This is a genomic window from Saccharopolyspora gloriosae (genome assembly GCF_014203325.1).
GTDB classification, from domain to species: Bacteria; Actinomycetota; Actinomycetes; order Mycobacteriales; family Pseudonocardiaceae; genus Saccharopolyspora_C; species Saccharopolyspora_C gloriosae.
The window spans coordinates 4,996,425-5,022,413 of record NZ_JACHIV010000001.1 but is presented as its reverse complement, the minus strand read 5'-3'; the positions used below and the strand labels follow the sequence as shown (position 1 = coordinate 5,022,413).

At 72.0% G+C, this 25,989-nt stretch carries 26 protein-coding genes; 8 read left to right on the top strand and 18 right to left on the bottom strand.

Annotated features, from left to right (window positions below):
- Window positions 1-120 precede the first annotated feature (120 nt).
- Window positions 121-594, bottom strand: a complete 474-nt coding sequence (locus BJ969_RS21805; protein WP_184481558.1) for an excisionase family DNA-binding protein — start codon at window positions 592-594, stop codon at window positions 121-123.
- Window positions 595-762: 168 nt separating this feature from the next.
- Window positions 763-2,496, bottom strand: a complete 1,734-nt coding sequence (locus tag BJ969_RS21800; RefSeq protein ID WP_184481556.1) for a CocE/NonD family hydrolase — start codon at window positions 2,494-2,496, stop codon at window positions 763-765.
- 214 nt (window positions 2,497-2,710) lie between these two features.
- On the opposite strand from BJ969_RS21800, the gene BJ969_RS21795 reads away from it, so the two are divergent.
- Entirely contained in the window at window positions 2,711-3,439 is a 729-nt protein-coding gene (locus BJ969_RS21795) for an alpha/beta hydrolase (RefSeq protein ID WP_184481554.1), read from the top strand.
- Between the two features lie 2 nt (window positions 3,440-3,441).
- Here the strand turns inward: BJ969_RS21795 and BJ969_RS21790 are convergent, their stop codons facing one another.
- Entirely contained in the window at window positions 3,442-3,726 is a 285-nt protein-coding gene (locus BJ969_RS21790) for a hypothetical protein (protein ID WP_184481551.1), read from the bottom strand.
- Window positions 3,727-3,966: 240 nt separating this feature from the next.
- On the opposite strand from BJ969_RS21790, the gene BJ969_RS21785 reads away from it, so the two are divergent.
- On the top strand, window positions 3,967-4,833 hold the full coding sequence (locus BJ969_RS21785; protein WP_184481549.1) for a helix-turn-helix domain-containing protein: 867 nt from the start codon (window positions 3,967-3,969) through the stop codon (window positions 4,831-4,833).
- Window positions 4,830-5,027 (top strand): DUF397 domain-containing protein, encoded by a 198-nt coding sequence (locus tag BJ969_RS21780; RefSeq protein ID WP_184481547.1) that lies wholly within the window; start codon window positions 4,830-4,832, stop codon window positions 5,025-5,027. The genes BJ969_RS21785 and BJ969_RS21780 overlap by 4 nt, the downstream gene beginning before the upstream one ends.
- A 279-nt stretch (window positions 5,028-5,306) precedes the next feature.
- Here BJ969_RS21780 and BJ969_RS21775 read toward each other — a convergent pair whose 3' ends face one another.
- The 6 genes from BJ969_RS21775 to BJ969_RS21750 form a co-directional block, all read right to left on the bottom strand.
- The gene (locus BJ969_RS21775) at window positions 5,307-6,050 is read right to left on the bottom strand and encodes an SDR family NAD(P)-dependent oxidoreductase (protein ID WP_184481545.1); all 744 of its coding nucleotides are present in this window, start codon (window positions 6,048-6,050) and stop codon (window positions 5,307-5,309) included.
- A gap of 92 nt (window positions 6,051-6,142) precedes the next feature.
- A complete protein-coding gene (locus tag BJ969_RS21770) occupies window positions 6,143-6,577 on the bottom strand; it encodes a nitroreductase family deazaflavin-dependent oxidoreductase (RefSeq protein WP_343071534.1) in 435 nt (144 codons plus the stop codon).
- A 117-nt stretch (window positions 6,578-6,694) separates the two neighbouring features.
- Window positions 6,695-7,636, bottom strand: coding sequence for an SDR family NAD(P)-dependent oxidoreductase (locus BJ969_RS21765; protein ID WP_184481543.1), 942 nt, complete (start codon window positions 7,634-7,636; stop codon window positions 6,695-6,697).
- 75 nt (window positions 7,637-7,711) lie between these two features.
- Window positions 7,712-8,308, bottom strand: coding sequence for a TetR family transcriptional regulator (locus BJ969_RS21760; protein WP_184481541.1), 597 nt, complete (start codon window positions 8,306-8,308; stop codon window positions 7,712-7,714).
- Window positions 8,309-8,384: 76 nt separating this feature from the next.
- A complete protein-coding gene (locus BJ969_RS21755) occupies window positions 8,385-8,825 on the bottom strand; it encodes a nitroreductase family deazaflavin-dependent oxidoreductase (protein WP_184481539.1) in 441 nt (146 codons plus the stop codon).
- Window positions 8,826-8,855: 30 nt separating this feature from the next.
- A complete protein-coding gene (locus BJ969_RS21750; protein WP_184481537.1) occupies window positions 8,856-9,920 on the bottom strand; it encodes an alkene reductase in 1,065 nt (354 codons plus the stop codon).
- A 173-nt stretch (window positions 9,921-10,093) separates the two neighbouring features.
- On the opposite strand from BJ969_RS21750, the gene BJ969_RS21745 reads away from it, so the two are divergent.
- The gene (locus BJ969_RS21745) at window positions 10,094-10,603 is read left to right on the top strand and encodes a MarR family winged helix-turn-helix transcriptional regulator (protein WP_184481535.1); all 510 of its coding nucleotides are present in this window, start codon (window positions 10,094-10,096) and stop codon (window positions 10,601-10,603) included.
- Between the two features lie 37 nt (window positions 10,604-10,640).
- Here the strand turns inward: BJ969_RS21745 and BJ969_RS21740 are convergent, their stop codons facing one another.
- The 3 genes from BJ969_RS21740 to cbiE are packed head-to-tail and all read right to left on the bottom strand — an operon-like array spanning window position 10,641 to window position 13,177.
- Window positions 10,641-11,198, bottom strand: coding sequence for a GNAT family N-acetyltransferase (locus BJ969_RS21740; RefSeq protein ID WP_184481533.1), 558 nt, complete (start codon window positions 11,196-11,198; stop codon window positions 10,641-10,643).
- A gap of 24 nt (window positions 11,199-11,222) precedes the next feature.
- The gene (gene cobM, locus BJ969_RS21735; RefSeq protein ID WP_184481531.1) at window positions 11,223-11,966 is read right to left on the bottom strand and encodes a precorrin-4 C(11)-methyltransferase; all 744 of its coding nucleotides are present in this window, start codon (window positions 11,964-11,966) and stop codon (window positions 11,223-11,225) included.
- Entirely contained in the window at window positions 11,963-13,177 is a 1,215-nt protein-coding gene (gene cbiE / locus BJ969_RS21730) for a precorrin-6y C5,15-methyltransferase (decarboxylating) subunit CbiE (protein WP_184481529.1), read from the bottom strand. Before cbiE ends, cobM begins: the two co-directional genes overlap by 4 nt.
- A gap of 634 nt (window positions 13,178-13,811) precedes the next feature.
- Here cbiE and BJ969_RS21725 point away from each other — a divergent pair.
- Complete coding sequence (locus BJ969_RS21725) at window positions 13,812-14,447, top strand: hypothetical protein (RefSeq protein ID WP_184481526.1); 636 nt, start codon at window positions 13,812-13,814, stop codon at window positions 14,445-14,447.
- Window positions 14,353-15,081: a hypothetical protein gene (locus tag BJ969_RS21720; protein ID WP_184481523.1), complete on the top strand. Its 729-nt coding sequence runs from the start codon at window positions 14,353-14,355 to the stop codon at window positions 15,079-15,081. Before BJ969_RS21725 ends, BJ969_RS21720 begins: the two co-directional genes overlap by 95 nt.
- 71 nt (window positions 15,082-15,152) lie before the next feature.
- Here BJ969_RS21720 and BJ969_RS21715 read toward each other — a convergent pair whose 3' ends face one another.
- The 3 genes from BJ969_RS21715 to yaaA all read right to left on the bottom strand — a co-directional run bounded on the left by BJ969_RS21715 (window position 15,153) and on the right by yaaA (window position 18,629).
- Window positions 15,153-15,569 (bottom strand): pyridoxamine 5'-phosphate oxidase family protein, encoded by a 417-nt coding sequence (locus BJ969_RS21715; protein WP_343071533.1) that lies wholly within the window; start codon window positions 15,567-15,569, stop codon window positions 15,153-15,155.
- Window positions 15,570-15,753: 184 nt separating this feature from the next.
- Window positions 15,754-17,316: a DEAD/DEAH box helicase gene (locus tag BJ969_RS21710; RefSeq protein ID WP_184481521.1), complete on the bottom strand. Its 1,563-nt coding sequence runs from the start codon at window positions 17,314-17,316 to the stop codon at window positions 15,754-15,756.
- Window positions 17,317-17,885: 569 nt separating this feature from the next.
- On the bottom strand, window positions 17,886-18,629 hold the full coding sequence (yaaA, locus tag BJ969_RS21705; RefSeq protein ID WP_184481519.1) for a peroxide stress protein YaaA: 744 nt from the start codon (window positions 18,627-18,629) through the stop codon (window positions 17,886-17,888).
- A gap of 180 nt (window positions 18,630-18,809) precedes the next feature.
- Between yaaA and BJ969_RS21700 the strand changes: the two genes are divergently transcribed.
- Window positions 18,810-20,558: a proline--tRNA ligase gene (locus tag BJ969_RS21700; RefSeq protein WP_184481517.1), complete on the top strand. Its 1,749-nt coding sequence runs from the start codon at window positions 18,810-18,812 to the stop codon at window positions 20,556-20,558.
- A gap of 166 nt (window positions 20,559-20,724) precedes the next feature.
- Here BJ969_RS21700 and BJ969_RS21695 read toward each other — a convergent pair whose 3' ends face one another.
- The 3 genes from BJ969_RS21695 to BJ969_RS21685 form a co-directional block, all read right to left on the bottom strand.
- The gene (locus tag BJ969_RS21695) at window positions 20,725-23,400 is read right to left on the bottom strand and encodes a tetratricopeptide repeat protein (protein ID WP_184481515.1); all 2,676 of its coding nucleotides are present in this window, start codon (window positions 23,398-23,400) and stop codon (window positions 20,725-20,727) included.
- Window positions 23,401-23,524: 124 nt separating this feature from the next.
- Window positions 23,525-24,217: an HAD family hydrolase gene (locus tag BJ969_RS21690; RefSeq protein WP_184481513.1), complete on the bottom strand. Its 693-nt coding sequence runs from the start codon at window positions 24,215-24,217 to the stop codon at window positions 23,525-23,527.
- A gap of 178 nt (window positions 24,218-24,395) precedes the next feature.
- Window positions 24,396-24,806, bottom strand: a complete 411-nt coding sequence (locus tag BJ969_RS21685) for a secondary thiamine-phosphate synthase enzyme YjbQ (RefSeq protein ID WP_184481511.1) — start codon at window positions 24,804-24,806, stop codon at window positions 24,396-24,398.
- Window positions 24,807-24,878: 72 nt separating this feature from the next.
- Between BJ969_RS21685 and BJ969_RS21680 the strand changes: the two genes are divergently transcribed.
- Window positions 24,879-25,904, top strand: coding sequence for an aminotransferase class V-fold PLP-dependent enzyme (locus BJ969_RS21680; protein WP_184481509.1), 1,026 nt, complete (start codon window positions 24,879-24,881; stop codon window positions 25,902-25,904).
- Window positions 25,905-25,989 lie beyond the last annotated feature (85 nt).

Sequence of the window (25,989 nt, the reverse complement as noted above, 5' to 3'; positions counted from 1 at the left end):
CTCGCTACGACCACCGAACCGATGGCAACCGCTGCGCCTCCTCGGCGAATCTCGGCACCACGTCCGTGACGTTGATCGGAACGAGCACGCAGGAATCGAGGAAGGCGGGGAAGCTCACGATCACCGAGTGCGCATGAACCCGATGTCGTCGTCCGCACTGCCGTCCTCCACGGCCGCTCGGGTCATCTCGTCCAGAGCGGTCTGCTGCACCTGCCGGGAGCCGCGCTCGTACTCCAGCACGTCCGCCAACCGGAGGCGGCGGTGGCTGGAGCGCTGTTCGAACGGGATCCGGCCTGATTCCAGCAGCTTGACCAGGGTCGGACGGGAGATGTTCAGCAGGTCGGCGGCTTGTTGGGTGGTCAGCATCGCGTGCAGCGGGGCGATGGTGACGGCCAGGCCGCTGGACATCGCGGCGACCACTTCGCGCAGCACCTCGTAGATCTCGTCCGGCATCTCCAGCTCGTCGCCGTCCGCGCTCACGAGCTTCGCTTGCTGGGCACGCTCCGTGTTCAAAGCGCCCGCGAGCTTCTGGAGGACCGCGTGGGCGGATTCGTCAGGAGGCAGCACCGTGTGCTGTTCGAGCGACGCGGTCATCATCGTGCTCCGTCCGGCAGGGGCGTGTTGCCGACGTCATCCTAACCGAAAGGTACGAACGAATCGAACGAAACGAAAGCTTTGATCCTTCTTGGTGGAGCTGAAGCCCGCCGAGTGGTCGGCCCCGCCGCTCCGGTTCGGGAGCGGCGGGGCCGGGTGGTCGCGCGGTCAGGGGCGAGCCGGGGGCAGCGTGAAGGTCGGGTCGCCGAGGGGGAGGTCCTTCGTGTTCAGCAGCAGGTAGGTGTCCAGCCACGGTGCTCGGGCGCCCTCGGTGGCGGCGTCGTCGGACGGGTCCTCCAGCGCGAGGTCGAGCCGGGCGCCGGTGACGTCGATCGTCTCGCGGGAGGGCGAGTCCATCCAGTCCCGGAAGGGCGCGGTGACGCCGCTGGGCTGGACGGTGCCGATGCCCACGGCCAGCGAGTGCCCGGCGGGCAGCGTCCAGTCCGTCGACTTCAGGTCGAAGGCCGTGGTGCCGGCGTTCAGCACGGAGACCTGCTCGTCGAACATGACGGCCTTGCCGTCCGGGGCGACGTCGTAGAGCTGGACCATGGCGTTGCCGCGCCCCTCGGCCTCCAGCGAGATCCGCGGCGTGCCGGTGAGCCGGGTGTCCCGCGCGAGCGGCTCGGAGAACGCGGTGAAGGTGTTCTCGGCCGTGGGCCCGCCCTCCGCGCCGTCGTCCACGTAGGACCCGCCGCCGAGCGGGACGGTCGCGGTGCCGTCGGGCGTCGGCCAGGTCTCCTGCGCGCGCCACGCGCCGCCGCTGTCCTGGATCGCGTAGTTCGGGTGCGCGACCGGCGGTTCGACGCCCTTGAGGTGCTGGTCGTAGAAGGAGATCGTCTCCTCGAACCAGCCTTCGCGACCCATCTCCAGGCGGCCGTCGGCGGTGCGTTCGTTGCCGCGCTTGTGGTCCCACTGGCCGAGCCAGCCGCGCTCGGGGCCCTGGTGGTTGTCGAGGTACTCCTGGATCGCCTCGGCCTCGGTGTTCCACTCCAGGAAGCCCTGGGTGACGAACAGCGGCGTGTCGGTGCCCTTCGCCTGTTCGGCGAGGTCGCGAGCCCGCCAGTACTCGGATTCCCGGTCACCGGTCTGGTACCCGGCGAGGTTGTCCAGCAGGCACTCCGGGTGGGCCTGCTCGTAGGCGGCGTTGGCGCGGTAGCGGGGATCGTCGTCCGGCAGCTGCGGTTGCGCCGCGATCTCGTTGTAGGTGGTGGCGGTGTGCGCGATGGTCGTGCGGGGCACGCCGTTGGAGTGGATGTTGCGGTACAGGTCCCAGATGGGCTCCTGAGCGACGACGGCCTTGAGCGCGTCCTGGTCCAGGTTGTTGCCGATCAGCCCGGTGATCGCGTCGTAGGACTTGCCGTACATGCCCACCGCGCCGGTCGACCACGGCTGGGCCGCGGACCAGTCGATCGCCGCTTCGACGTCGGCCTGTTCGCCGGGTCCGCCGAAGTCGAGGCAGCCGGTGGAGCCGCCGAAGCCGCGCGTGTCGACCATGACGAACGCGTAGCCGCGCTGGAACAGGTCGGTGCCTTCGATGAAGTCGTAGAAGCGGTCCGAAGGGCCGGTGTGCTCCCAGCCCTCGTCGCTCATCTGCCCGGAGTGCCCGAAGTACGAGCCCGCCGACATGATGACCGGCACCTGCTCGCCCTCGGCGAGCCCTTCCGGCAGCAGCACGTCGGCGTGCAGCTCGGTGCCGGAACCGTCCGCGGACGGGAAGTAGTGCTGCGTCCAGGCGGCGCCCTCCGGGACGCGGTCGTTGTCCTCGTGGGTGACCGGGTCGTCGGCGGTGGCGACGGCCCCGGACCCGGGTGCCGCGGTGGCGGCGGTGACGGCGGCGGTGACGGTCAGCGTGCAGGCGACGAGCGCGGAGGCGGCGCAGGCGACGGCGCGGGATCTTTTCACTTGTTCCTCCCAGGACGGCGGTGGGCGAGGTGCGACCGCTCCAGGAGCGGCACGATCACTGCGGGACGCAGCAGACACCCGGCCGCAGCGGCATGCTCAACTCCGATGTGATCAGGGCCACGGGCAGGACGGCCGCACGGCGTCGAGCGGGGATCGTGCCGGGAGAGCCCGCAAATCCGTTGCGCCGCACCGGGCGCGTTGGTGTGATCGAGCCATGGCGGAACCGACGTACCTGCAGCCGTTCGTGCTCCCCGTGGCCGACGTCGAACCGGAGCGGGACGGCGCGATCGACGTGTACCGGCCGGGCGAGGAGGCGGGGGAGCCGCTGCCGGTGGTGGTGTTCGTGCACGGCGGCCCGCTCCCGCCGCAGCTGCGGCCGACTCCTCGGGAATGGCCGGTGTTCCGGGGCTACGGCTCGCTGGCCGCCGGTAGCGGTGCCATCGGGATCACCATCGATCACCCGCTGCACTCGCCCGCGGACTACCCGGTGGCGGCGGACGCGCTCGCCGACGCGGTCGCGCGAGCCCGAGAACTCCCCGGAGCGGACCGGGATCGGGTGGCGCTGTGGTTCTTCTCCGGCGGCGGACTGCTCACGGCCGACTGGATCGGCGGGGCGCCGGAGTGGCTCCGCTGCGTCGCCGCGAGCTACCCGGTGCTGGCGCCGCTGCCGGGCTGGGAAGTCGATGCCCGGTTCCGCCCGGCGGAGGCGCTCGCCTCGGCGGGTTCGCTGCCGATCCTGCTGACCAGGGCCGGGCTGGAGGACGCCGAGATCGCGGACGGGGTCGGGGCCTTCACCGCGCAGGCGCACCAGCGCGGCGCGCACCTCGACGTGATCGACGTGCCGGAAGGCCGGCACTCGTTCGACGTCCTCGACCACGCGCCCGCCTCTCGCGCGGCCGTGACCCGGGCGATGTCCTGGGTGCTGCGGGAGTTGCGCGCCTGAGCTCAGGGTTCGTCGAGGCCGAGCACGGCGGTGGTGACCGAATCGGGGTGCCCCGCCTGCCGCCAGTGGACCCGCGCCGGGAAGTTGAGCAGCGAGGCGTCCGGGTCGATTCCGCTCGCGCGGTAGGCGAAAGCCTCTTCGTGCGAGTAGACGATGACCACATCGACCACGCCCGCCGGCCAGTGCCGCACGTACATCAGGGCGTCCAGGTCGCCGACGTCGTTGTGCACCGGAGCGCCTTGGAACCCCCGCTCGACGAGGTGTCGCAGGTTGCCGATCGCATCCATGGCGCGAACTCCGTTCGACGGGAGGAGATCGGGTCCGAACCGCGTCGGAGCGGATCGATCGGACCGCATCGGCGGTGCCGGAGCCGAGCGAAGTGCCGCCCCCACCTGGCGAAACGGTGATCACCGATGTGGAGCACGCTACATTCGGCACTTGCTCCGGACTAGATCCCTGATCGGGTGATGATGTTGGTCGCCGCGGACGGGCACACTCCTAACGCCACGACACGGAGAGGGCGGCGGGTGAGCACGAGTCCGACGGCGCTGAAGCGCTGGATCGCCTGGGAACTGACGCGGCTGCGCGAACGGGCCGGGATCACCCGAGCCGAAGCGGCGAAAGCCGTGCGCGGCAGCGTCCAGAACATCGGCCACTTCGAAGTCGGCCGCCGGATGCCGAAACCCCTGGAGCTCGAAACGCTGCTGCGCTTCTACGGCGCCGGGGACCGCGTCGACTTCTTCCTGTCGCTGCGGGACCGCAGCCGCAAGAGCACGGACTGGTGGATCAGGTTCGACTCCGAGGAAGCGCTGCCGGACTACCTGAAGCTGTTCCTCGGCGTCGAAACGATGGCCGACCGGGTCGAGAGCTGGGACACCCACTTGGTGCCGGGCCTGTTCCAGACCTGGGCGTACGCGGACGCGATCGTGCGGGGCGGCGCCCCGAAGCTGCGCAAGAAGGACCGCGAACGCCGCGTCGAACTGCGGATGGCCCGGCAGCGCGAAGTCCTCGGCGGCGGCCGGTCCCCTTCGGTGCACGCCATCCTCAGCGAGGCCGCGCTGCACCACGTCAACGGCGGACTCGGCGTGCACGTCGCGCAGCTGGAGGCGCTGCTGGAGTGGAACGAGCAGCCGAACGTCGAGATCCGGATCCAGCCGTTCTCGGCGGGTCTGCTCACCGGCGTCGACGGCGCGTTCATGCTCCTGACCTACCCGCCGGAGTTCGACCACGAGCTCGGCACCGCCTACGTGGAGAACCGGATCGAAGTCCTCTACTACGAGGAACCCGCCGCGGTGGCCCCGTTCCGGGCGGCGTTCGACCGGCTGCGGTCGACGGCGCTGAAGACGTCCGACTCCAACGACCTGATCAAACGAGTTCTGGAGGAACACGCATGACCGGCCGCATCACCCGCTGGCGGAAGTCCAGTCGCAGCCACGCCGCCAACGGCTGCGTCGAAGTCGGCGCGGCGGCGGGCCACGTCGGCGTCCGCGACTCCAAACTCGGCCCCACCAGCCCGATCCTGACGTTCACCGCCGCCACCTGGGCAGACTTCACCACAAGCACCAGAATGGGCACTTTTGACCGGTGATTGCGGTTTTTTATCTTGGCTTGAGTAGCGGGTCAGGTAGCGGAACCTCAGCGGCCTTCTCGCTGCGGGATCGATTTCTGATGTATGTCCGATACACGGCGAAATCGCTGTCCTCGCGAGAAGGCCGCTGAGAACCCGCCGGTGGTCGTTTTGCTCAAGCTGGTCACTGCTCAGCGGCTTCGCCGCTGACAGGACAACGACCACGAACGCGGCTCACCTGGAAAGGACAGCCCGCGAGGTTCCGCCACCCCCTAGAGCAGGACGGAGGACGGGCGGAGCTCAAGTGGCGTAGCCGCCGTCGGCGTTGATCGTGGCTCCGGTGATGTAGTCGGCTTCGGGGCTCGCGAGGTGGGCCACCAGGCTCGCGATCTGCTCGCCGGTGCCGAAGTGGCCCAGCGGGATCATGGCCTGCAGCACGTGCGAGCGGGGGCCGTCGGCCGGGTTCAGCGCGGTGTCGATCGCGCCGGGCTGGACGTTGTTCACGGTGATCCGGCGCGATGCCAGGTCGCGGGCGGCGCTGCGGGTGAGCCCGGCGAGGGCGGACTTGCTCGTGACGTACGCGAGCTTCCCGGTGAACGGGTTGTGCTCGACCATCGAGGTGCCGATGTTGATGATCCGCCCGCCGTCCGGCAGGTGCTTCGACGCCTCCTGGATGGCGACGAAGGGCCCGCGGACGTTGATCGACAGCGCCCGGTCGAACTCCTCCAGCGACAACTCGTCGAGCACACCGGTGGCGACCGTCGCGGCGTTGTTGACCAGGACGTCCAAGCCGCCGAACACCTCGACGGCGCGGGTGACCGCGGCCCGGACCTGCTCGGGCACCCCGGCGTCCGCGCGCACGGCCACCGCGCGTCCACCGTCGGCGCTGATCCCGGCGGCCACTCGCCGCGCCGCCTCCGCCGAGTTCGAGTGCGTGATCACGACGGCGGCGCCGTGCTCGGCGAGGCGGCGGGCGATGGCCGCGCCGATCCCGCGCGACCCGCCGGTCACCAGCGCCGACTTCCCTGCGAGCGGCTGAGCCATGCGGAGCTCTCCTTTCCTCGCGCGATCCCCCGGCCCATCGAGTAGAGCAACCGCGCGGCTCCCGCGGTACCGCTGCGCGACTCTCGCCGGGATCAGCCGGTGGCGAGGGCGAGCACGGGGAAGACGCGCTCCGTTTTCGCCTGGTGCGCGGCGAAGTACGGGAACAGGCCCGTCATCTGGGCGAACCTGATGTCGCGCTCCACCCCGATGAGCTCGTGGGCGCGGACGTCGACGACGTCGGTGGTGATCTCGATGCGGGCGGCCGGATTGGCCTTCAGGTTGAAGTACCAGTCGGGGTGGATGTCGGCGCCCGCCTTCGAGGCGAACACCAGGTAGCGGCCTTCGTGCTCCAGGTACGCCAACGGCGTGAGGTGGTCGCGGCCGGTCCGGGCGCCGGTGCTGTGCAGCAGCAGCAGCGGAATCCCGGCGAAGGTTCCGCCCACCAGGCCGCCGTTCGCCCGGAACTTCGCGATCACGGGGGCGTTGAAGCGCGCCGCCGCGGTCGCGGTGATCTCGTTCCCCTCCACTGGACGTGCTCCTCCTGCGGTCGTGCTGATGAAGATCAAACGCGTCGAGACTAGGGAACGGAGGTGCCCCTGGGGAACAGGTCCCAGCGTCCGAGATCACCGGGCGCGCCGGAGATCTCAGGCCGCGTCGTCGAGCAGCCGCCGCGAGACCTCCCAGAGCCGTTCGGCGGCCTCCGGGTCCAGCGCCCACCGCCGGACACCGCCGCTCACGGGGGTCGTCTCGGCGTCGTCGGCGATGACCGGTGACTCCGCGCAATCCTCCAGGTACTTCCCGCCGATCTCCGCGAATTCGGGGGCGAGCGCCGCGACGAGCGAGGTGGCGGCGCCCTGCTGCGGGGTCTTCAGCATCGGTGCCCTGGACCACTCGGCGCGGGTCTCGGCGGGGATGTGGCGCTGGAGGGCGGTCATGATCCCGCCGGGCATCAGCGAGTTGGCGTGGATCCCGTCGCCGCTCCAGCGCCGGGTCGCCTCCACCGCGAACAGCGCGTTCGCGGACTTGGACTGCCCGTAGGCGCTCCACGGGTCGTAGGGGCGGCGTTCGTAGTGCAGGTCGTCGAACACGACGGGCGAGGCGTGGTGACCGCTGGAGGACACCGCGACGATCCGCGCGCCCCCGGCTTCGGCGAGCGCCGCGTGCAGGCCGGTGGCCAGCTCGAAGTGGCCCAGGTGGTTGGTGGCGAACTGCTGCTCCCAGCCCTCGGGGGTGCGCCGGAGCTCCGGCACGGCCATCACGCCGGCGTTGTTGATCAGCAGGTGCAGCGGTCCGCGCCACTCGGCGGCGAATCGGCGCACGCCGTTGAGGTCGAGGAGGTCGAGTTCGGCGACCCGGACCTCGGCACCGGTGGTCGCGCCGATGTCGTCGGCGGCGGCGCGACCCGCGGCCAGGTCGCGGACGCCGATGGTGACCTCCGCTCCGGCGCGGGCGAGCGCGCGGGCCGTCTCGACGCCGATCCCGGAGGCGGCTCCGGTGACGACCGCGCGCTTGCCGGTGAGGTCGTGGCCGGCCGCGACCTCGTCCGCAGTGGTGCTCGAACCGAAGGGGGTGGTGATGAGGGACATGAGCAACTCCTGCCAGACGATGTTCTGGCAGTGTATGTTAAACACGTCAGTAGCTGTCAAGTTCGACGGTAACTGTCACGTCGAGGGTGGTGTCCCCGCCGTCGCCGCCGTCGCCAACCGGAACAGTTCGTGCAGGTCGTCGTTGCCATCGCGGGAAGCCCAGTGCATCAGGCTCGCGTGGAACGTCGCCAACGCCGACTCCAGGATCGCCGTGGCCAGCAGCTCCGGGTGCGGGGCGCCGCCCAGGCGGCGCAGGGTCTCGGGCTGCAACAGCTCCGCCCACACCCGCTGCTTCTCCTGGTGCTTGGCCCACAGCGACGGCGTGGTCAGCACGATCGTCGAGATGCCCACCGCCGCCGGGTTCTCGGCCACCGCGCCGATGAACTCCACCAGCGCGCCGCGCACCGCGTGCACGGCGTCCTCCTCGGCCGGGCGGGCTTCCAGCGCATCCCGCAGCACGGTGCCGTACTCCACCGGGTCGCCGATGACGACGTCCTCCTTGGTGGGGAAGTAGCGGAAGAAGCTGCGCGCGGAGATCCCCGCCTCGGCGGCGATCTGGTCGACGGTCGTGGCGTCGAAGCCCTTCTCCAGGAACAACTCCATCGCCACGGACTCGATCTTCTGGCGGACCGCTCGCCGGGAGATCTCCCTCGTGGAAAGCCGCTCAGCCATGCGCGCAGTGTACGGCCCCGCTCCGCGCTATCCGTCCGCGCGGCGGGCGCCCGCGCGGGGGCGCCCGCCCGGTCGTTCAGCCGCCGGTGGGCGTCAGGGCGATGATCGGGATGACCCGGTCGGTCTTGCTCTGGTGCTCGGCCATGACCGGGAACGCCGCCGCCGCTTCGGCGTAGCGGGCGTCCCGTTCGGCGCCGGTGAGCTCCTCGGCGCGGACCCGCAGCGTCTCGGTGCCGACCTCGACGACGGCGTCCGGATTCGCCTTCAAGTTGTGGTACCAGGCGGGATGCGCGTCAGCCCCGGCCTTGGAGGCGAGCACCAGGTAGCGGCCCTCGTGCTCCACGTACGCCATCGGGTTGACGCGGGTGGCGCCGCTGCGCGCGCCCACGTTGTGCAGCAGCAGGATCGGCGTTCCGGCGAGCTCGCCGCCCACCTGCCCGCCGTTCGCGCGGAACTCCTCGATGATCGGCGAGTTGAACCGATCGGCGAACTCCGCGGTGATCGCGTTTCCGTCCATTGTGGTCTCCTGTTCGCTGGTCGGCCGGGGTCAGGCCGCCAGGGGCGGGTAGTCGGTGTAGCCGTGGTCGCCGCCGCCGTAGAGGGTGGCGGCATCGGGGGTGTTGAACGGGCCGCCCGCGGCCAGCCGCGCCGGCAGGTCCGGGTTCGCCAGGAACAGCGAGCCGAAGGTGAGCGCGTCCGCGACGCCCTGCTCGACCAGCGGCAGGTCCGCCGTGCCGGTCTGGCGGCCGGGGGTGTGCGGGTTCAGCAGGAACGCGCCGTCGAACCGGTCGCGCAACCGCAGCGTCAGACCCCGGTCCGGGCTCTCCAGCACGTGCAGGTAGGCCAGGTGCAGCGGGTTGATCGCGTCGATCAGCGCCGAGTACGACTCGGCCACCGCGTGCTCCACGATGTCGTTGGAGCCGGAGCCGGGGGAGATCCGCAGGCCCACCCGGCGCGAACCGATCGCCGCCGCCACCGCGCGGGCGACCTCGACGGTGAGGCGGATGCGTCCTCCGACCGACCCTCCCCAGCCGTCGGTGCGGAGGTTCGCGTTGTCGGACAGGAACTGGTGCAGCAGGTAGCCGTTCGCGCCGTGCAGCTCGACGCCGTCGAACCCGGCGTCGACGGCGTTGCGGGCGGCGGCGGCGAATTCGGCGATGACCTCGGCGATGCCGTCCTCGGTGAGCTCCTCCGGAGTGATCAGGTCCCGCATGCCGTCGGCGGTGAAGATCCGGCCTTCCGCGGCGACCGCGGAGGGGCCGAGCGGCGGTCGCCCGTCCGGCAGCGAACTCGGGTGGCTGATGCGCCCCGCGTGCATCAGCTGCGCGAAGATCACGCCCCCTTCCGCGTGCACCGCGTCGGTGACCTTCCGCCACGCGGCCACCTGGGAGTCGCTGTGCAGGCCGGGTGTCGACGGGTACCCCTGGCCGCGCACCGACGGCTGCACGCCTTCGGTGATGATCAGCCCGGCGGTGGCGCGCTGCCGGTAGTAGGTGGTCGTGGACTCGTCGGGCAGGTTCCCGGCGGCGCGGCTGCGAGTCATCGGGGCCATCGCGATGCGGTTGCGCAGTCGGGTTCCGGCCAGGTCGAGCGGATCGAACGCGGTGGGCATGGTGATCCTTCCCGGAGGGGGCGCGGTTAACTGTCCGAACAGCTAAATCGCCCGAGATCTTCCCGCGGCGGGATTTCTGCAGTGCTCATCACAGCTTTCGGAGGGGTGGTGCCCGGTCGGTTATCGTGGAGAGTTCATTCACTGACCAGTCAGCTTCACGGGGAAGGGGCGCGATGGCCGAGTCGCCGAGCTGCGCGGTGCCCGCGTCGGAGGAGATCGTGCCGCCGTGCTTCGCCACCGCCGGGCCGGTCAGCCACGCGCTGTTCCGGCTCGCCAGGCTGCACCGGATGTTCGCCGGTCAGCTCCTGCGCGGCTGCGGCCTGCACCCCGGTCAGGAACTGCTGCTGATGCACCTGTGGAACACCGGCACGCAACGGCAGACCGATTTGATCAACGTGCTCGGCTCCGACTCCGCCACCATGACCCGCACCGTGCAGCGGCTGGAACGCGCCGGGTTCGTCCGCCGCACCCGCAGCGACCAGGACGGGCGGGTCGTGCTCGTCGAAGCGACCGCGGCCGGGCTCGCGCTGCGCGACCGGGTCGAGCGGATGTGGGAAGAACTCGAACGAGCCACCACCAGCGACCTCTCCGCCGACGAGCAGACCGCCGTGCTGGGCACCCTCGAACGCCTGGAACGCAACATCCTCGACTCCGAGTGCCCCGCCCTCGACCGGCTCACCTGAGCGATCGGGCCGCCCGGATTCGCCGCTCGGCCCGGATTCACCGTGCGGAGGCGCGCCACTCGGCCGCGAGCATCGCGTAGTGGAGTTCGCCGCCCCACTCGCCCTTGAAGATCTCGGACTCCACGAAGCGCGCCTCCAAGCGCATGCCGAGGCGCTCCATCACCCCGGCCGAACCCGTGTTCCGCGTGTCGCAGCGACCGATGATCCGGTGCAGGCCGAGCCGGTCGAAACCGATCCGCAGCATCTCCGCGGCGGCCTCCGTCGCGTAGCCGCGGCCCTGGTGACCGGGGTGCAGGACGAAACCGAACGCGCCCTGGCGGTGCTGCTCGCTGAGCCAGGCCAGCGAGACGTGGTCGATCACCGTGCCGTGCAGGTCGACGGCGAGCACCACGCTGTCGCCTTCCGCGCGCAGCGACGTCCGCTCGGCGCGCTCCGCCACCAGGGCCGCGCACTCCTCCGAGGTGCGGGGCTCGTTGTACAGGTAGCGGGCCACCTCCGGCAGCGACTCGAAGGCGAACACGTCCGCCACGTCGCGCTCGGCGAACGGGCGCAGCGACAGGCGATCGGTCTTGACGGGTGCGACGACGTCGATCAAGCGATCCTCACCCGTCGTGGTCGGTCAGCTGCGGCAGCGGGTGGTGGAGTACAGGTGGCTGTCCGGGAAGGTGGCGGCGGTGAGGACCTCGCCGACCACGACGACCGCGGTGCGGGTGATCCCGGCGGCGCGCACCGAGTCGGCGATGTCGGCGAGGGTGCCGCGCAGCACGACCTCGTCGGCGCGGCTCGCCCCGGCGACGACCGCCACCGGGCAGTCCGCCCCGTAGTTCGGCACCAGCTCCTCGACGAGCGCCTCGATCCGGTTCACCGCGAGGTGCAGCACCATCGTCGCGCCGCTGCGGCCGAGCGTCGCCAGGTCCTCGCCCTCCGGCATCGGCGTGGCCTGCTTCGAGGTGCGGGTGAGCACCACGGTCTGGCCGACGCCGGGCACGGTGAACTCGCGCTTCAACGTCGCCGCGGCGGCGGCGAACGCGGGCACGCCGGGCACCACGTCGTAGGGCACCCCGGCCGCGTCGAGGCGGCGCATCTGCTCGGCGACCGCGCTGAACACCGACGGATCACCGGAGTGCAGCCGAGCCACGTCCCGGCCCGCCTCGTGCGCGGCGACCAGCTCGGCGAGGATCTCGTCCAGGTTCAGGTTCGCCGTGTCGACCAGCCGCGCGCCGTCCGGGCAGTGCTCCAGCAGCTCCACCGGGACCAGGCTGCCCGCGTACAGGCAGACGGGGGAGGCGGCGAGCACGTCCCGCCCGCGCACCGTGATCAGGTCGGCGGCGCCGGGACCGGCTCCGATGAAGTGCACCGTCATCGGGTCACCGTCCACTGGGTGATCCGCATCGCGGGCCGCCAGCCGGTGAAACCGCCCACCGGCGAAGCGTGCTCCGCCGCGATCCGCACCAGCTCACCGCCGCAGCGGGCGTACCAGTCCGCCACCAGAACCTCCGATTCGATCGTCACCGCGTTCACCACCAGGCGGCCTCCCGGCCGCAGCGCGTCCCAGCAGCGTTGGAGCACTCCCGGGGCGGTCGCGCCACCGCCCACGAACACCGCGTCGGGCGCGTCCAAGCCGTCCAGCGCCTCCGGCGCCGCGCCGACGACCACGCTCAGGCCGGGGACGCCGAGGGTCATCGCGTTCGTCGTGATGCGGGCCGCCCGGTCCTCGCGGTGCTCGATCGCGACCGCGCGGTTCGCCGGGTCGCAGCGCATCCACTCGATCGCGATGCTACCGGCGCCCGCACCGACGTCCCACAACAGCTCACCGGGCGCCGGCGCCAGCCGGGCCACCGTGAGCGCGCGGACGTCGCGCTTGGTGAGCTGCCCGTCGTGCTGGAACGCCGAGTCCGGCAGGCCCGGCGTGCGCGGCCTGCGTTCGGCGTCGGCGTCGGCCGCGCAGTGCACGCCGATCACGTTCAGCGCCGGCACCTCCGGGTGCGGCCACCGGGCCGCCGTCGCGTCCACCCGGGACTCCTCGGGCGCGCCGAGATCGCCCAGCACCGCCAAGGTGCTGCCGCCGAAGCCGCGGGCCACCAGCAGCGCCGCCACCCGCGCGGGCGTGTGCGCGTCGGAGCTGAGCACGATCAGCCGCCGCCCCGGCTGGATCTCCGGGTGCAGCAGCTCGGCGTGCGCGCCGACGAGGCTCACCACCGTCGCGTCCTGCTCCGCCCAGCCCAGCCGCGCGCACGCCAGCGCCACCGACGACACGTGCGGCAGCACCCGCAGGCGCTCCGCGCCGAGCACCCGGGCCAAGGTGGCGCCGATACCGTGGAACATGGGATCGCCGCTGGCCAGCACGCAGATCGCCCGGCTGTCGTGCTCGGCGAACAACCCCGGCAGCGCGGGCAGCATCGGCGACGGCCAGGCGACGTGCTCGGCCCCGCCTCGCGGGACCAGGTCGAGCTGGCGGCGGCTGCCGAACACGACGTCGGCCGCCTCGACGCGCCGCCGCGCCGACGCGGACAGGCCTTCCCAGCCGTCAGCACCGATGCCCACGACGTCGACGGGTTTCCGCTGCGCACTCACACCACCACCTCATCACGGGACGACGGTTCGTGTGGTCCGGGAGCGGGGGAGGTCACGTCCGGCGATCTTCGACGACCCGCCGCCATCGCCGTCAGGTGGCCGTTCCCGTGCAGCGGTGGGAGTGGCGCAGCGCAGCGCGAGATTTCGCCCCGGAAGGGGTGCTCGGGCTGGCACGATGATCCGATGGACGGTCGGCGCGCCCGCAGCCTGCAAGAACTCATCCGGCAGCGCCAGAGCGACGCGTTCATCGGCCGCAGCCGACAGTGCGACGGGTTTCGCGCGCACCTGAACTCGGATCCGCTCGCCCCGGGGCGGCGGTTCGTGTTCTCCGTGAGCGGTCAGGCAGGGATCGGGAAGACCGCGCTGCTGCGGAGGCTCCGTGCGATCGCCCTGGACGGGGAGGCGCTGACCTCGGTGATCGACGAGGTCGATCCGGACGTGGTCTCCACGCTCGCCGCGATCTCGCGACAGTGGGCGGGGCAGGGAGGTCAGGCACGAGCCTTCCAGCTCCGTCTGGACGAATACGTGAAGAGCAGGGACGACGTGCTCTCCGATCCGCAGGCGCCGCCGGCGGCCAGGGAGCTGTTCGTCACGCACGGCGTGCTCCATCGGCCGGGGAATCGCGAAGACCGCCGTGCCGGGACTGACCGCGGTGACCGACGAGTACGCCTCGGACGAGATCGCCGCCCGCCTCGAGCAGACCCGCGCGTTCCTCGCGGGGAAGTTCCGCACCCACGACCAGGCCCGTCTGCTGCTGTCCCCGGTCGCCGAGCTCTCGCCGCTGCTGGTCGAGGACATGCGCAAGCTGGCCGAGCATCGCCCGCTGGCGCTGTTCGTCGACAACTACGAGCACACCGCGGCGTTGCTCGAACCCTGGCTGCTGCGCCTGTTGGAAGGCCGGTTCGGGGAGCTTCCGATGAACCTTGTCCTGGTCGTCGCGGGACAACATCCGCTGGACGTCAACAACTGGGGCGAGTACGCGCCCATCACCCAGAACTGGCACCTCGAACCGTTCACCCAGGACGAGATCAGGGCGTTGCTGGGGGGTCGGGGGATCACGGACGTGACCGTCCTCGGCTCCGTCAGCAGGCTCTCCGGTGGGCTTCCGCTACTGGTGTCGAAGCTCGCCGACGAGGTGCGGGATTCGGCGTCGCTCGCCGACCCGGGTCGAGGACGTGGCCGAGCGCGAGGACGCGCTGCTCGCCGCGTTCCCGCGCGAGCTCGACGAGGATGCGCTGGGCGTTCTGGTCGGGCCGGACCGGGCGGGTGAGGTCTTCCGGCGGCTGCGGCGGCATCCGTTCGTCCGGGAAAGCCGGGGGCGCCTGACCTACGACGACGTGGTGCGCGAAGCGATGGTGCGCTATTCGCGGGGGCGGTCGCCGGAGCGCTTCGCGGCCGGAAACAGGTCGTTGGCGCGGCACTACCTCGCACGGCGGGAGGGCCTCGGCGGGGGCACCGCGCCAGCGGCGGTCGACGACGAGTGGCGGTCCTTGCTGGTCGACGAGTGCTACCACCGGCTGTGCGGTGGACCGCGTTCGGCACTACCGGCCGTGCTGGCGTGGGGTGAGGAGCTGTGCGCGGCGGGTGCTCCCGCGGCGCTCGCCTGGCTCGACATGTTCGCCGATGCGGAACGGGACACCGATTCGGGTCTGCTGCGCGAGTGGTGGCAGAAGCTGGCGCCGTTCGCCGACGCGGTACGGGCGTCGATGCGGAAGGGCTCCGACGTGCACTCGAGCCGCGCCCGGGGCACCCGTGGGGCGGAGCGTCGGTTCCGATGGGCGGCGGGGGCGGGAATCGTGGTGCGCGCGCCGTTCCGGACGTTGACCAGGACGTGCACCCGAACTGGCTGGTGGAGGAGGACGACGTGTGGTCGGGCGAGGTGCGCCGATCCGCGCCGCCCGTGATCGGTGAGTAGCGATGGAGCGTCGTGCCCGCCGTCCGGGCCTCACGTGCCTTGCGAGAACGTCGTGCCCGATCAGAGGTTGCTCAAGGCCCGGGTCACGGTGATCTCCAGGATGACGCGGTTCGGGTTCGGGCGGGGCGGGCGGCCGTAGCGGGCGGTGGCGCGGGCTTCGGCGTCGGCGACCACCGCCGGATCGTCGCGGACCACCGCGACTCCCTCCAGCGTGGACCAGCGGCGCCCGTCCACCTGGCACAGCGCGACCCGCGCGCCCGGCTCGCCGGACGCGCGGACCTGCCGTGCCTTGTGCGAATCGTGGGAGCTCAGCACCCGCGCGATCCCCGTCGCCACGTCCAGCGTGGAGTTCACCGGGACGACGTGCGGAGTGCCGTCCGCGCGCACCGTCGTCAACGTGCAGACGTGCGGTTCCGCCCAGAACGCCAGGAACTCGGCGCTGGCCTCGGACAACGACACGGTGCGCGACTTCGCCACTTCCAGCACCCCTCTCAGAGCGATCCGCGTAGGAGTCGTTTCAGCATGACCTTCGCAGGTGGTCGCTCAGCGGAACCTCAGCGGCCCCGCCGCTGACGAGGCACCGATCAAAAGATCATTCTGAAGGACTCCGCAGTGCGTCGGGCGGCGGAGCCGCTGAGGCTCCGCCGCCGCGCGAAGTCGTTCAGCCCGCCCAGGACTGCCGGGAGCGCTGCGGGCGCTGGCCGCCACGGGCGTTCGCGGAGCCGTTGCGCCTGTTCCGGTCGCCACCGCGCGGGGCGCCGCCCCGCTGGTCCTCCCAGACCCCGCGGCCGCGCTGGTCGACCCGCGCGGGCCGGTCGTCCCGCGAACGGGACTGGCCCTGGCCCTGACCGCCACCGCGCGAGCCGCCCTGACGACGGCCCTGCCCGGAACCGCCGCGCGCGCCGCCACCGCGAGGGGTGTCCTTGCGCGGTTCGGCCACGGCGACGCCGCTGGGCTCCCGAGCACCGGTCAGCCGCACCAGCTCCGCGTCCTGCGGGGCGATCTTCGTCGTCGTCGCGGTGACACCGGCCTTGGTGGCCATCTGCTGGAACGCGCGCTTCTGGTCGTCGGTCACGATCGTCACGACCGTGCCCGTCGCACCGGCGCGCGCGGTCCGCCCGGCGCGGTGCAGGTAGTCCTTCGGGTCCGCCGGCGGCTCCACGTGCACCACCAGGCTCACGTCGTCGACGTGGATGCCGCGGGCCGCCACGTTCGTCGCGACCAGCGTTTCAGTGGTGCCCGCGCGGAACTCGTCGAGGATCCGGGTCCGGGCGTTCTGCGCCTTGCCGCCGTGCAGCGCGCCCGCGCGGACCCCGGAGGCGCGCAGCTTCTTCGTCAGCCGGTCCGCGTGGTGCTTCGTGCGCACGAACATGATCGTGCGGCCGTCGCGGGCGGCGATGCGGGACAGCACGTTGAGCTTCTCGTCCGCCGACACCAGGAACTGGTGGTGGTCCATGCTGTCCACGCTGGCCGCGGGCGGTGCCAGCGAGTGCACCACCGGGTCGGTCATGTACTCGCGCACCAGCTTGTCGACGTCGCCGTCGAGGGTCGCGGAGAACAGCAGGCGCTGGCCGTCGGCGGGGATCAGGTCGAGGATGTCGCGGACCTGCGGCAGGAAGCCCATGTCGGCCATCTGGTCGGCCTCGTCGAGCGCGGTGCGCTCCACTTCGGACAGCACGCAGGTGCCCTGGCGCACGTGGTCGGACAGCCGGCCCGGGGTGGCGACGAGCACGTCCACGCCCCGGCGCAGCGTGTCGGCCTGCCGGTTGAACGGCATGCCCCCGACGACCTCGCGCACGTACAGCCCGAGCGACTTCGCCAGCGGCTTGAGCGCGTTCGTGACCTGAGTGGCGAGCTCCCGCGTCGGCACCAGGACGAGGCCGCGGGGGTGGATCGCGCGGGCGTTGCCGCGCTGCATCGCCAGCAGCGGCAGTCCGAACGCGAGGGTCTTGCCGGAACCGGTCTGGCCGCGGCCCAGCACGTCGCGCCCGCTCAGCGCGTCCGGGATGGTCGCCGCCTGGATCGGGAACGCCTCCGTGAGGCCCGCCTCGGCGAGGCTCGCCACGAGCTTCTGCGGCAGACCCAGCGAATCGAACGGGGCCGGGTCGACCGCGGTCACGCCGACCTGGTCGAACAGGCTCGGCGCGGCGGGCGCCGCGGGCTTGGCCGGGCCGCGGCGGCGGGGGCGCCGGGAACGGGCGGCGGGGGACGAACTGGGACGCACAGCGAACCTCCGGGAACTGGCACGTCTCGGGGAGGCCGCGCGGTCGCGCGCTGATCACAAGGACGAGCCCGGCGCGACTACGGCGCCGCTGGTGGATGGCGGGGAGCACCGGAGCCGGAGAGGGGGATCGGGGTGAACGTGTCCGGCTTGACTCGTCGGGCTTGTTCCCAGGCGGTCGCCTTGTCCAGTGCGCCCCGAGTCTAGCTGACCGCTAGATCTTGATCATGGTTTGGGTGGGGGGTCGAGTGGCGGAACCTCAGTCGGTCTCTCGCTGCGGGATCTTTTTCCCGAGTGGCCTCCGCCACGAGGGAAAAAGCTGTCCTCGCGAGAGACCGACTGAGAACCCGCGGGTGGTCGGCTTTTGGACGTGGGCTATTCGCTGCGCGAATACAAGCACGGCCTTCGGCCGCCAGGCAGGCTTGCTTCGCAGCCCAAGGCACGGCTTCGCCGCGAGGCGGGCTCGCTTCGCGGCCCGAGGCTGGGCTTCGCCGCTGCGGGAGGGCGCTTTGCCGCGTTGTTGGTGGGCCTGGCGTCTCGGGTGGACGGGCCCGTCGTGCGATGGGTTCGGGTCAGGTGGGGATGACGATGGTGAGGGAGGTCTCCGCCGGGCGTTCCACGTGCATGTCGGCCTGTCGCGCCAGGTCGATCACGTCGTCCACCGAGGTGGGCTCGGTGGTCGTGGTGGCCAGGACGCGGGCCAGGCGGCCCTTGTGGGACTTGTTGTGGTGGCTGACTACCTTGCGCTCGCCTTGCGCGTTCTCGGCCAGCACCTGGACGTCGATCGCGCCCGGCACCCGCGCCAGCGCCGCGTACGCGCCCGACCGCAGATCCACCACGGGCTCGCCCGATTCGCGCAGCACCGGCTCCAGCACCGGACGCCACACCCCGCGCAACGTGCCGAAACCGGGCAGCGAACTGCCCGCCGACAAGCGGTACGCCGGAATGGGGTCGCCGCCGCGCACCAGGCCGAACAGCGCGGAGCCCACCGCCAGCCGCGCATCCGCCCGAGCCCGCTCGGCGGCCGTGAGCGACGCGACGTCCAACGCGTCGAACAGCACCCCGGTGTAGCGCTCCAGCGCGGGGGCGGTGGGGGAGTCGAACAGCGCCGCGTTGCGCTCCACCTCGCCGGACTGGCGCGGGGAGAGGCCCAGCGCGGACAGGCTCGCCGGGACGTCGTCGGCGAGCGACCGCAGCGCCTCCGCCAGCTTCCGCCGCGTCGGGGTGAGCTCCGGGCAGGACAGCGCGTCCAGGTCCAGCGGCGGACCGTCGCCGCCCGCGGCCTTGGTCTCGGAAGGAGGCAGCAGCACCAGCACGAGCGATCAGGGTAGTGACCCCGAGGGCCGCGGTGTCGTCGGCGTCGCGGGCGCGTCCGCGACGCGGGCAATCCGCTGGCGAGGACCCCGGTGGGGGTCGCTACCCTGCGAGGACCGCACGTTCCACCACGTGAACATGTCGGTATTCCGCATTTTCGACCCGCCCGAGGAGCGCCCGCCGTGATCACGAGGATGTCGACGTTGTTCTTGCGTACCCTGCGCGAGGATCCGGCCGACGCCGAGGTGCCGAGCCACAAGCTGCTCGTGCGCGCCGGATACGTGCGTCGAGTCGCCCCGGGCATCTACTCGTGGCTGCCGCTGGGCCTGCAGGTGCTGCGCAACGTCGAAGAGGTCGTGCGCCAGGAGATGAACGGCATCGGCGCGCAGGAGATCCACTTCCCCGCGCTGCTGCCGCGCGAGCCCTACGAGCAGTCGAACCGGTGGACCGAGTACGGCCCGCTGCTGTTCCGGCTCCAGGACCGCAAGGGCGCCGACATGCTGCTGGGGCCGACGCACGAGGAGCTGTTCACGCTCACCGTCAAGGGCGAGTACAACTCCTACAAGGACTACCCGGTCATGCTGTACCAGATCCAGACCAAGTACCGGGACGAGGAACGTCCCCGCGCGGGCATCCTGCGCGGGCGCGAGTTCGTCATGAAGGACTCCTACTCCTTCGACATCGACGACGACGGCCTGTCGAACTCCTACCGGCTGCACCGCGACGCCTACGTCCGGATCTTCGACCGGGTGGGCCTGCGCTACGTGATCGTCGCCGCGACCTCCGGCGCGATGGGCGGGTCCGCCTCCGAGGAATTCCTCGCGGAGAGCCCGACCGGCGAGGACACCTTCGTGCGCAGCACCGATTCCGACTACGCCGCGAACGTCGAGGCCGTCGTGACCCCGGTGCCCGCTGCCGAGTCCATCGAGGACAAGCCGGCCGCGCAGGTCCACCACACGCCCGGTACGCCGACCATCGAGTCGCTGGTGGACTTCCTCAACGCCGCCGAGATGGGCCGCACCTTCACCGCCGCCGACACGCTCAAGAACGTGCTCGTCAAGACCCGCGAGCCCGGCGCGGAGAAGTGGGAAATGCTGGCCGTCGCCGTCCCCGGCGACCGCGAGGTCGACTTCAAGCGGCTCGAAGCGGCCGTCGAACCCGCCGAGGTCGAGCTCGTCGACGAGGCCGACTTCGCCGCGAACCCGTTCCTGGTGAAGGGCTACATCGGCCCGAAGGCGCTGCAGGACAACGGAATCCGCTACCTCGCCGACCCGCGCGTGGTCAGCGGCACCGCGTGGGTCACCGGCGCCGACCAGGCCGGGCACCACGTCGTGGACCTGGTCTGCGGCCGCGACTTCACCCCCGACGGCACCATCGAGGCCGCCGAGGTCCGCGAGGGCGACGCCGCGCCGGACGGCGGCGGCACGCTGGTCGCGGCCCGCGGCATCGAGATCGGCCACATCTTCCAGCTCGGCCGCAAGTACGCCGACGCGTTCGGCCTCGACGCCCTCGGCCAGGACGGCAAGCCGAAGCGGATCACGATGGGTTCCTACGGCGTCGGCGTCTCCCGGCTGGTCGCCGCGATCGCCGAGCAGAGCCACGACGAGCTCGGCCTGGTGTGGCCGCGCGAGGTCGCTCCCGCCGACGTGCACGTGGTCATCGCGGGCAAGGACGAGGCGGTCCGCGAAGGCGGCGAGCGCCTCGCCGCCGAACTCGACGAGGCGGGCCTGCGGGTCCTGCTGGACGACCGCACCTCCTCGCCCGGCGTGAAGTTCGCCGACGCGGAACTCGTGGGCGTGCCCACGATCCTCGTCGTCGGCAAGGGACTCGCGAAGGGCGTCGTGGAGGTCAAGGACCGCCGCACCGGCGACCGCGAGGAGATCGACGTCGACAAGGCCGTCGGCCACCTCGTCCAGACCGTCCGCGGCTGAACGAACCCCGAACGGCGGCCTGCGCGCGCAGGCCGCCGTTTTCGCGCTCGGACGATGTTCGCGGTGTCGACGGAGTTCGAAGTTCGTCGCCGCACCCGTTCGTCCTGCGCGGCGTCACCTCCGGTCTTCGGTCGATCGGCAACGGCGCGGTCGGGGAGGGAAGCGATCAGCGGGGGCGCAGTCGGCCGCGGACGTACGTGGTGGCCCCGGCGGACAGCAGGACGACGGCGATGCCGACCACGGCGTTCACCTGCCCCGCGTCGAGCGCGATGCCCGCGAAGTAGCCGAGCACCGCCCCGTAGGCCAGGACGTCCAGCGCCCACCACCAGTGGGACAACCCGATCGTGGTGAAGCGATAGGCGTACCGGCGTGCGCCGGCCGTCGCGAGCAGCAGGACGGCCAGCGTCCACCACGTCCACGGAACGGCCGGGGTTCCTTCGCGCGCGGACCAGACCTGCGCCGCGGTCAGCACGCCCAGCACCACGAGCACGTCGAACATGGAGCGCGCCACGGTCGACGGATTCCGCCGCGGCGGGGACGCGATCGGCGGCGGTTCCACCGGGAGCGGCGGATCCGCCGCGAGCGTCGGTCGCTCCGGTCCGGTCCGCATCGCGCGGATCAGCTCGACCAGCCGGTCCGCGCGAGCGACGTCGCCCGCTTCGCGGTAACCGCGCTCGGCCTCCGCGTAGCGCTCCAGCGCTTCGGCGTCCTCGCCCTGATCCCGGTGCAGATCGCCGAGGTGGTGCGCGGCCACCGCGGCGCCGTGCGGGAATCCGCGCTGCTCGGCGGACCGCTTCGCGTCCTCGTGGCACCGGGCGGCGCGCTCGGTGTCGCCCAGCCGCGCGTGGCATTCGCCCAGTTCGCCCAGCGCGCGTTCCGCGTGCGGTGCGCAAGCGTGTCGTTGCGCCAGATCCCGTGCCTGTTCGTGCCTGCGCACGGCTTCCGGCAGGTCGTCGCGGAGGAAGGCGACGCGCCCGAGCCCGTGCAGCGCGGCGAGCCGCCCCTCGACGTCCCCGGACTTCCGGTACCGGTCCAGCAGGCCGGTGAACTCCTCGGCGCCGGCGGCCAGCTCGCCCACCTCGCAGGCCAGCTCCGCGAAGGTCCGCATGAACTCGGTCGGGTAGCCGTCGAGCTGCCGGGTGAGCTTGCTCGCCTCGTGCAGGCAGCGGGCCGCCTCCGGGCGGGCGTCCACGGCCAGCAGGCCGCGGCACATCGCGAGGAAGGCGTCGAGCTCACCGCGGCGGTCGTCCAGCGCCCTCGTCACGCGCAGCAGCAGGCGCGACGCCGCCAGCGACTCCCGTCCGCGTCCGGTGCGTTCGTAGAGCACCACCAGTGAGATCGCGATCGTGCGGCTCGCCGTCAACAGCCGCCCGCGCGCCTCGGATTCCGGCTCCGGCTCGGCCATGTCGGCGGCGCGGGCGGTGAGCATCCCCAGCGCGTCCTGCTCCGCGATCAGCCGCTGGAGGGCCTGCGCCGCGGCCTGCGGGTCCTCCGGGTAGTCCACTGTGGACATATCGGCGCGGGTCGCCGACGCGGCGCTCTCCGCGAGCCGGACCAGCACGTCCAGCTGCGACGGCGTCGACCCGTCCTGGGCGTCCGCGCCCGACGGGAGTTCCGCGAACAGCTTCGACGCGTACTCCCCGGCGAGATCCAGGAACCGGACCTGATCGGCATGCCCGCTCGGCGCCAGCAGGTGAGCCGTGCACAACCGGTCCAGCAGCGCCCACGCCCGCGCCGCATCCGGCTCGTCCAGCAGCGCGGCGGCGCTGCGCTCGGTGAACTCGCTGCCCGGCAGGCAACCCATCCGCTGGAACAGCGCCGCGGCCTCCCGGTCGATCTCGGCGGGTGATTCCCGCAGCGTCCGGATCGACAACTCGAACGCCGACCGGACCGAATCCAGCACGGTGAGCCGCTGCGACGCGGCGAGCTGAGCGGCGACCGCGCTCAACTCCTTCGGGCTCCGGCTCAGCATCGCGGCGATCACCGACAGGGTCAGCGGTAACCGTCCGCACACCTCGGCGACCTCGTGCAACCCCTCCGAGTCCCGAGCCCTCGGATCGTCCGGGGCCGCGCGCTCCAGCTCCGCCCGCAGCAACTCGACCGCCGCGGCCGAGGACAGCTCCGGGAGCCGGACCAGCGCCGCGTCCCGCACGGCGTCCGCGGCGCGGGTGGTGATCAACGTCCGGTGCGCGCGGGGCGCCGGCAGCAACGGCTCGGGGTCGAACGTCGTGCCGAGGTTGTCGAGCATCAGCAACAGCGGGAGCCCCCGCTCGGCGAACTCCTCGTAGCGCTGCTGCAACCGCTTCGTCGCCGCGTCCGCCCGCGGTGCGTCGTGCACGCCGAGCCAGTGCAGCAAGGTCGACGTGACCTGCTCGAACGCCATCGGGACCTCGCGGTCCCGGGGATCGCTCCGCGGGTAACCGCGGCAGTCCAGGAACAGCACCCCGCCCGCGTAGCCTCCCTGCTCGCGCAACCGGTACGCGGCCTCCAGCGCCAGCGTGGTCTTGCCCGCCCCGCCCATGCCGACCACCGCGCACACCGGATTCGACGTGGTCAGCACGGACTCCAACTCCCGATCGCGGCCGAGCAGCAGCGACGGGCGGCGCGGGACGGCCGCGGTGAGCTCAGCGGGAGGTTCGGTCGACGGCAAGGGATGCAGGTTGCCGGTCCACTGGCCGATCTGGAAGAGGTCACCACGGATGTCGCTGTCCCGGACGGAATTCAGGGAGAACAGCGAGGACATCGGCTCTTGTTCGGGCGGCTCCCGGCCGTCCTTGTCCGGCTTCCCGCCGTCGCCGTCCGGCTCGGTGGCGTCTTCTCCGTCGGCGTCCGCGCGATCCATCTCCCACGTATAGCGCACGCGCTCGGCGAGAATGCCGCATTCGTGCGGACCCGTTGGGCCGAACCGGTCACGGCGCAACGCACCGCCCGAGGTCGACGGGCGCCGGCCGTGCGACGCGGGTTCCTCAGCCCGCGACGGCCTTCAGCACCGCGTCGGTGTCGGTGAGGTCGGGCAGCACCACGTGCGCCCCCGCCGCGCGCAGTTCCCGCTCGTCGCTGCGGCCGGATGCCACGCCGACCGCGATCGCCCCGTGGTGCAACGCCCCCGCCACGTCGCGCGGGGTGTCCCCGACGACGATCACCGACTCCGGGGCGAACTCCGCGTCGTGCTTGGCCGCGGCCTTCGCCACGGCCGCGCTGATCAGGTCGTGCCGGTGCAGCGACTCGGCGCCGAACCCGCCGATGTCGAAGTCCACGTGCCGGTGCAGGCCGAACGCGTCGAGCTTGTGGAACGCGACCTCCGGCAGGTTGCCGGTGACGAGGCTCTGCACCACACCCGGTACCTCGGCCAGCGCCGCGAGGGCCTGCGCGGCGCCGGGCATCGCGCTGCCGCGCAACGACAACGCGTCCCGGTCGGCGAGCACCACGGCCGTCAGCGCGGCGAACATGGCCGCCACGGTGTCCGCGGCGGCGTCGATGTCGTGCGCCGCGAGCACCTCGCCGGTGATCGCCAGCTCGGTCTTGCCCGCCATGTCCGGCACGTGCTGCAAGTGCACGCCGGTGACCTCGGAAAGAACCCGGCGGTACCAGTCGACGCCGATGCTGCGCGCGTCGATCAGGGTCAGATCCACGTCCCACAGGACCAGTCGCGCGGTCATCGGTCCATCCTGGCACGAGACCCGGCGTTCATGATCAAGATGTGAGCCATCTCTGCGCGCGCAACTACCCGCCGCCCGCCGGTGGCCGCGCGATTTCTCGCGAAATCGACGGGAACTACTCCCGTCGAGCCGGGATTCCACTCGTCGGGTGAGACCTTCGGGGACCGCAATTCCGGGCCTAGCCCTCCAGGAAGCTCAAGCGCACCCGGCGCACCGGGTTGTCGACGTTCGTGTCGACCAGGCACACCGATTGCCAGGTGCCCAGCGCCATCCGCCCCTCCAGCACCGGCACCGTCGCATAAGGCGGCACCAGCGCGGGCAGCACGTGATCCCGGCCGTGCCCCGGCGAACCGTGCCGATGCCGCCAGCGCCCGTCCGCGGGCAGCAGCTCGCGCAGCTGCGCCAACAGGTCCTCATCGCTGCCTGCGCCGGTCTCGATCACCGCCAGGCCCGCCGTCGCGTGCGGCACCCACAGGTTGAGCAGGCCCTCCTGCGCGCCGGCCGACCGCAGGAACCGCTCGCACTCGGAACCCAGGTCGTAGACCACCTCGGTCGAACCGGTCCGGATCTCCACTTCCGCGCTTCGCATGACGCCACCGTAGAACGCCGTTCCCCCCGCCGGCTCTGGCGCGCCACCGGCCGCGTCGGTGAGGATCGCGGTATGCGCACCGCATTCGGCCTCACCTTCGACGTCCCCGACGGCTACCTCAACACCGCGAGCATCGGGGTGCCGCCCACCGGGACCGTGGAGGCCGTCGCCGCAGCCGTCGCCACCTGGGGCGCCGGCGGCGCCCGCCCGACCGACTTCGACGCCGACACCGACGCGGGCCGGGAGTCGTTCGCCGAGCTCATCGGCGTGCCCGCCGACCGGATCGCCATCGGCGCCACCATCTCCCAGCTCGTCGGGATCATCGCCGCCGACCTGCCCGACGGCGCCCGAGTCCTCGTCGCCGAAGACGAGTTCACCAGCGTCAGCTTCCCGTTCGCCGCCCAAACCGACCGCGGCGTGCAAGTCGACGAGGTGCCGCTCGAAGCGATCCCGGACAAGGCCGCCGACCACGACCTGGTGGCGGTGAGCGTCGTGCAGTCCGCGGACGGGCGGCTCGTCGACCTCGGCGCGCTGCGCGACGCGGTGCGCGGCACGCCCACCCGAGTGCTGCTCGACGTCACCCAGGCCGCGGGCTGGCTGCCGATGGAACTCGACTGGGTCGACCACGTCGTCGGCACCGGCTACAAGTGGCTGCTCGCGCCGCGCGGCGCCGCCTGGCTGGCGCAGCACCCCGACGCGCCCGCGCCCCGCCCGAACCACGCCAACTGGTACGCCGGGGGCGGCATGAGCAGCATCTACGGACTCCCGCTGCGGCAGGCGCCCGGCGGACGCGGGCTCGACCTGTCACCGGCGTGGCTGGCCCAGGTCGGCGCCGCCGCCTCGCTGCGCGCGCTGGCCGGACTCGACCTGACGCGGGTGCGCGCGCACTGCGCGGGACTGGCCGACCAGGTGCGGGCCGAACTCGGCGTCCCCGCCGAAGGCTCCGCGATCGTGTCCGTGCCCGGTGACGACGCGGCTCGGAAGCTCACCGACGCGGGCATCGCCTGCGCCGCCAGAGCGGGCAAGGCGCGGCTGTCGTTCCACCTCTACAACACCGAAGCGGACGTCGACCTGGTGCTGCGCGCGCTGCGGGGCTGAGCAGCCCGAACGTCTTCCCAGCACACGTGCTGTTCTGCGCGCGATCCGCAACCGCTACCGTTAGTGCTCGTGCCGGACCCCCAAG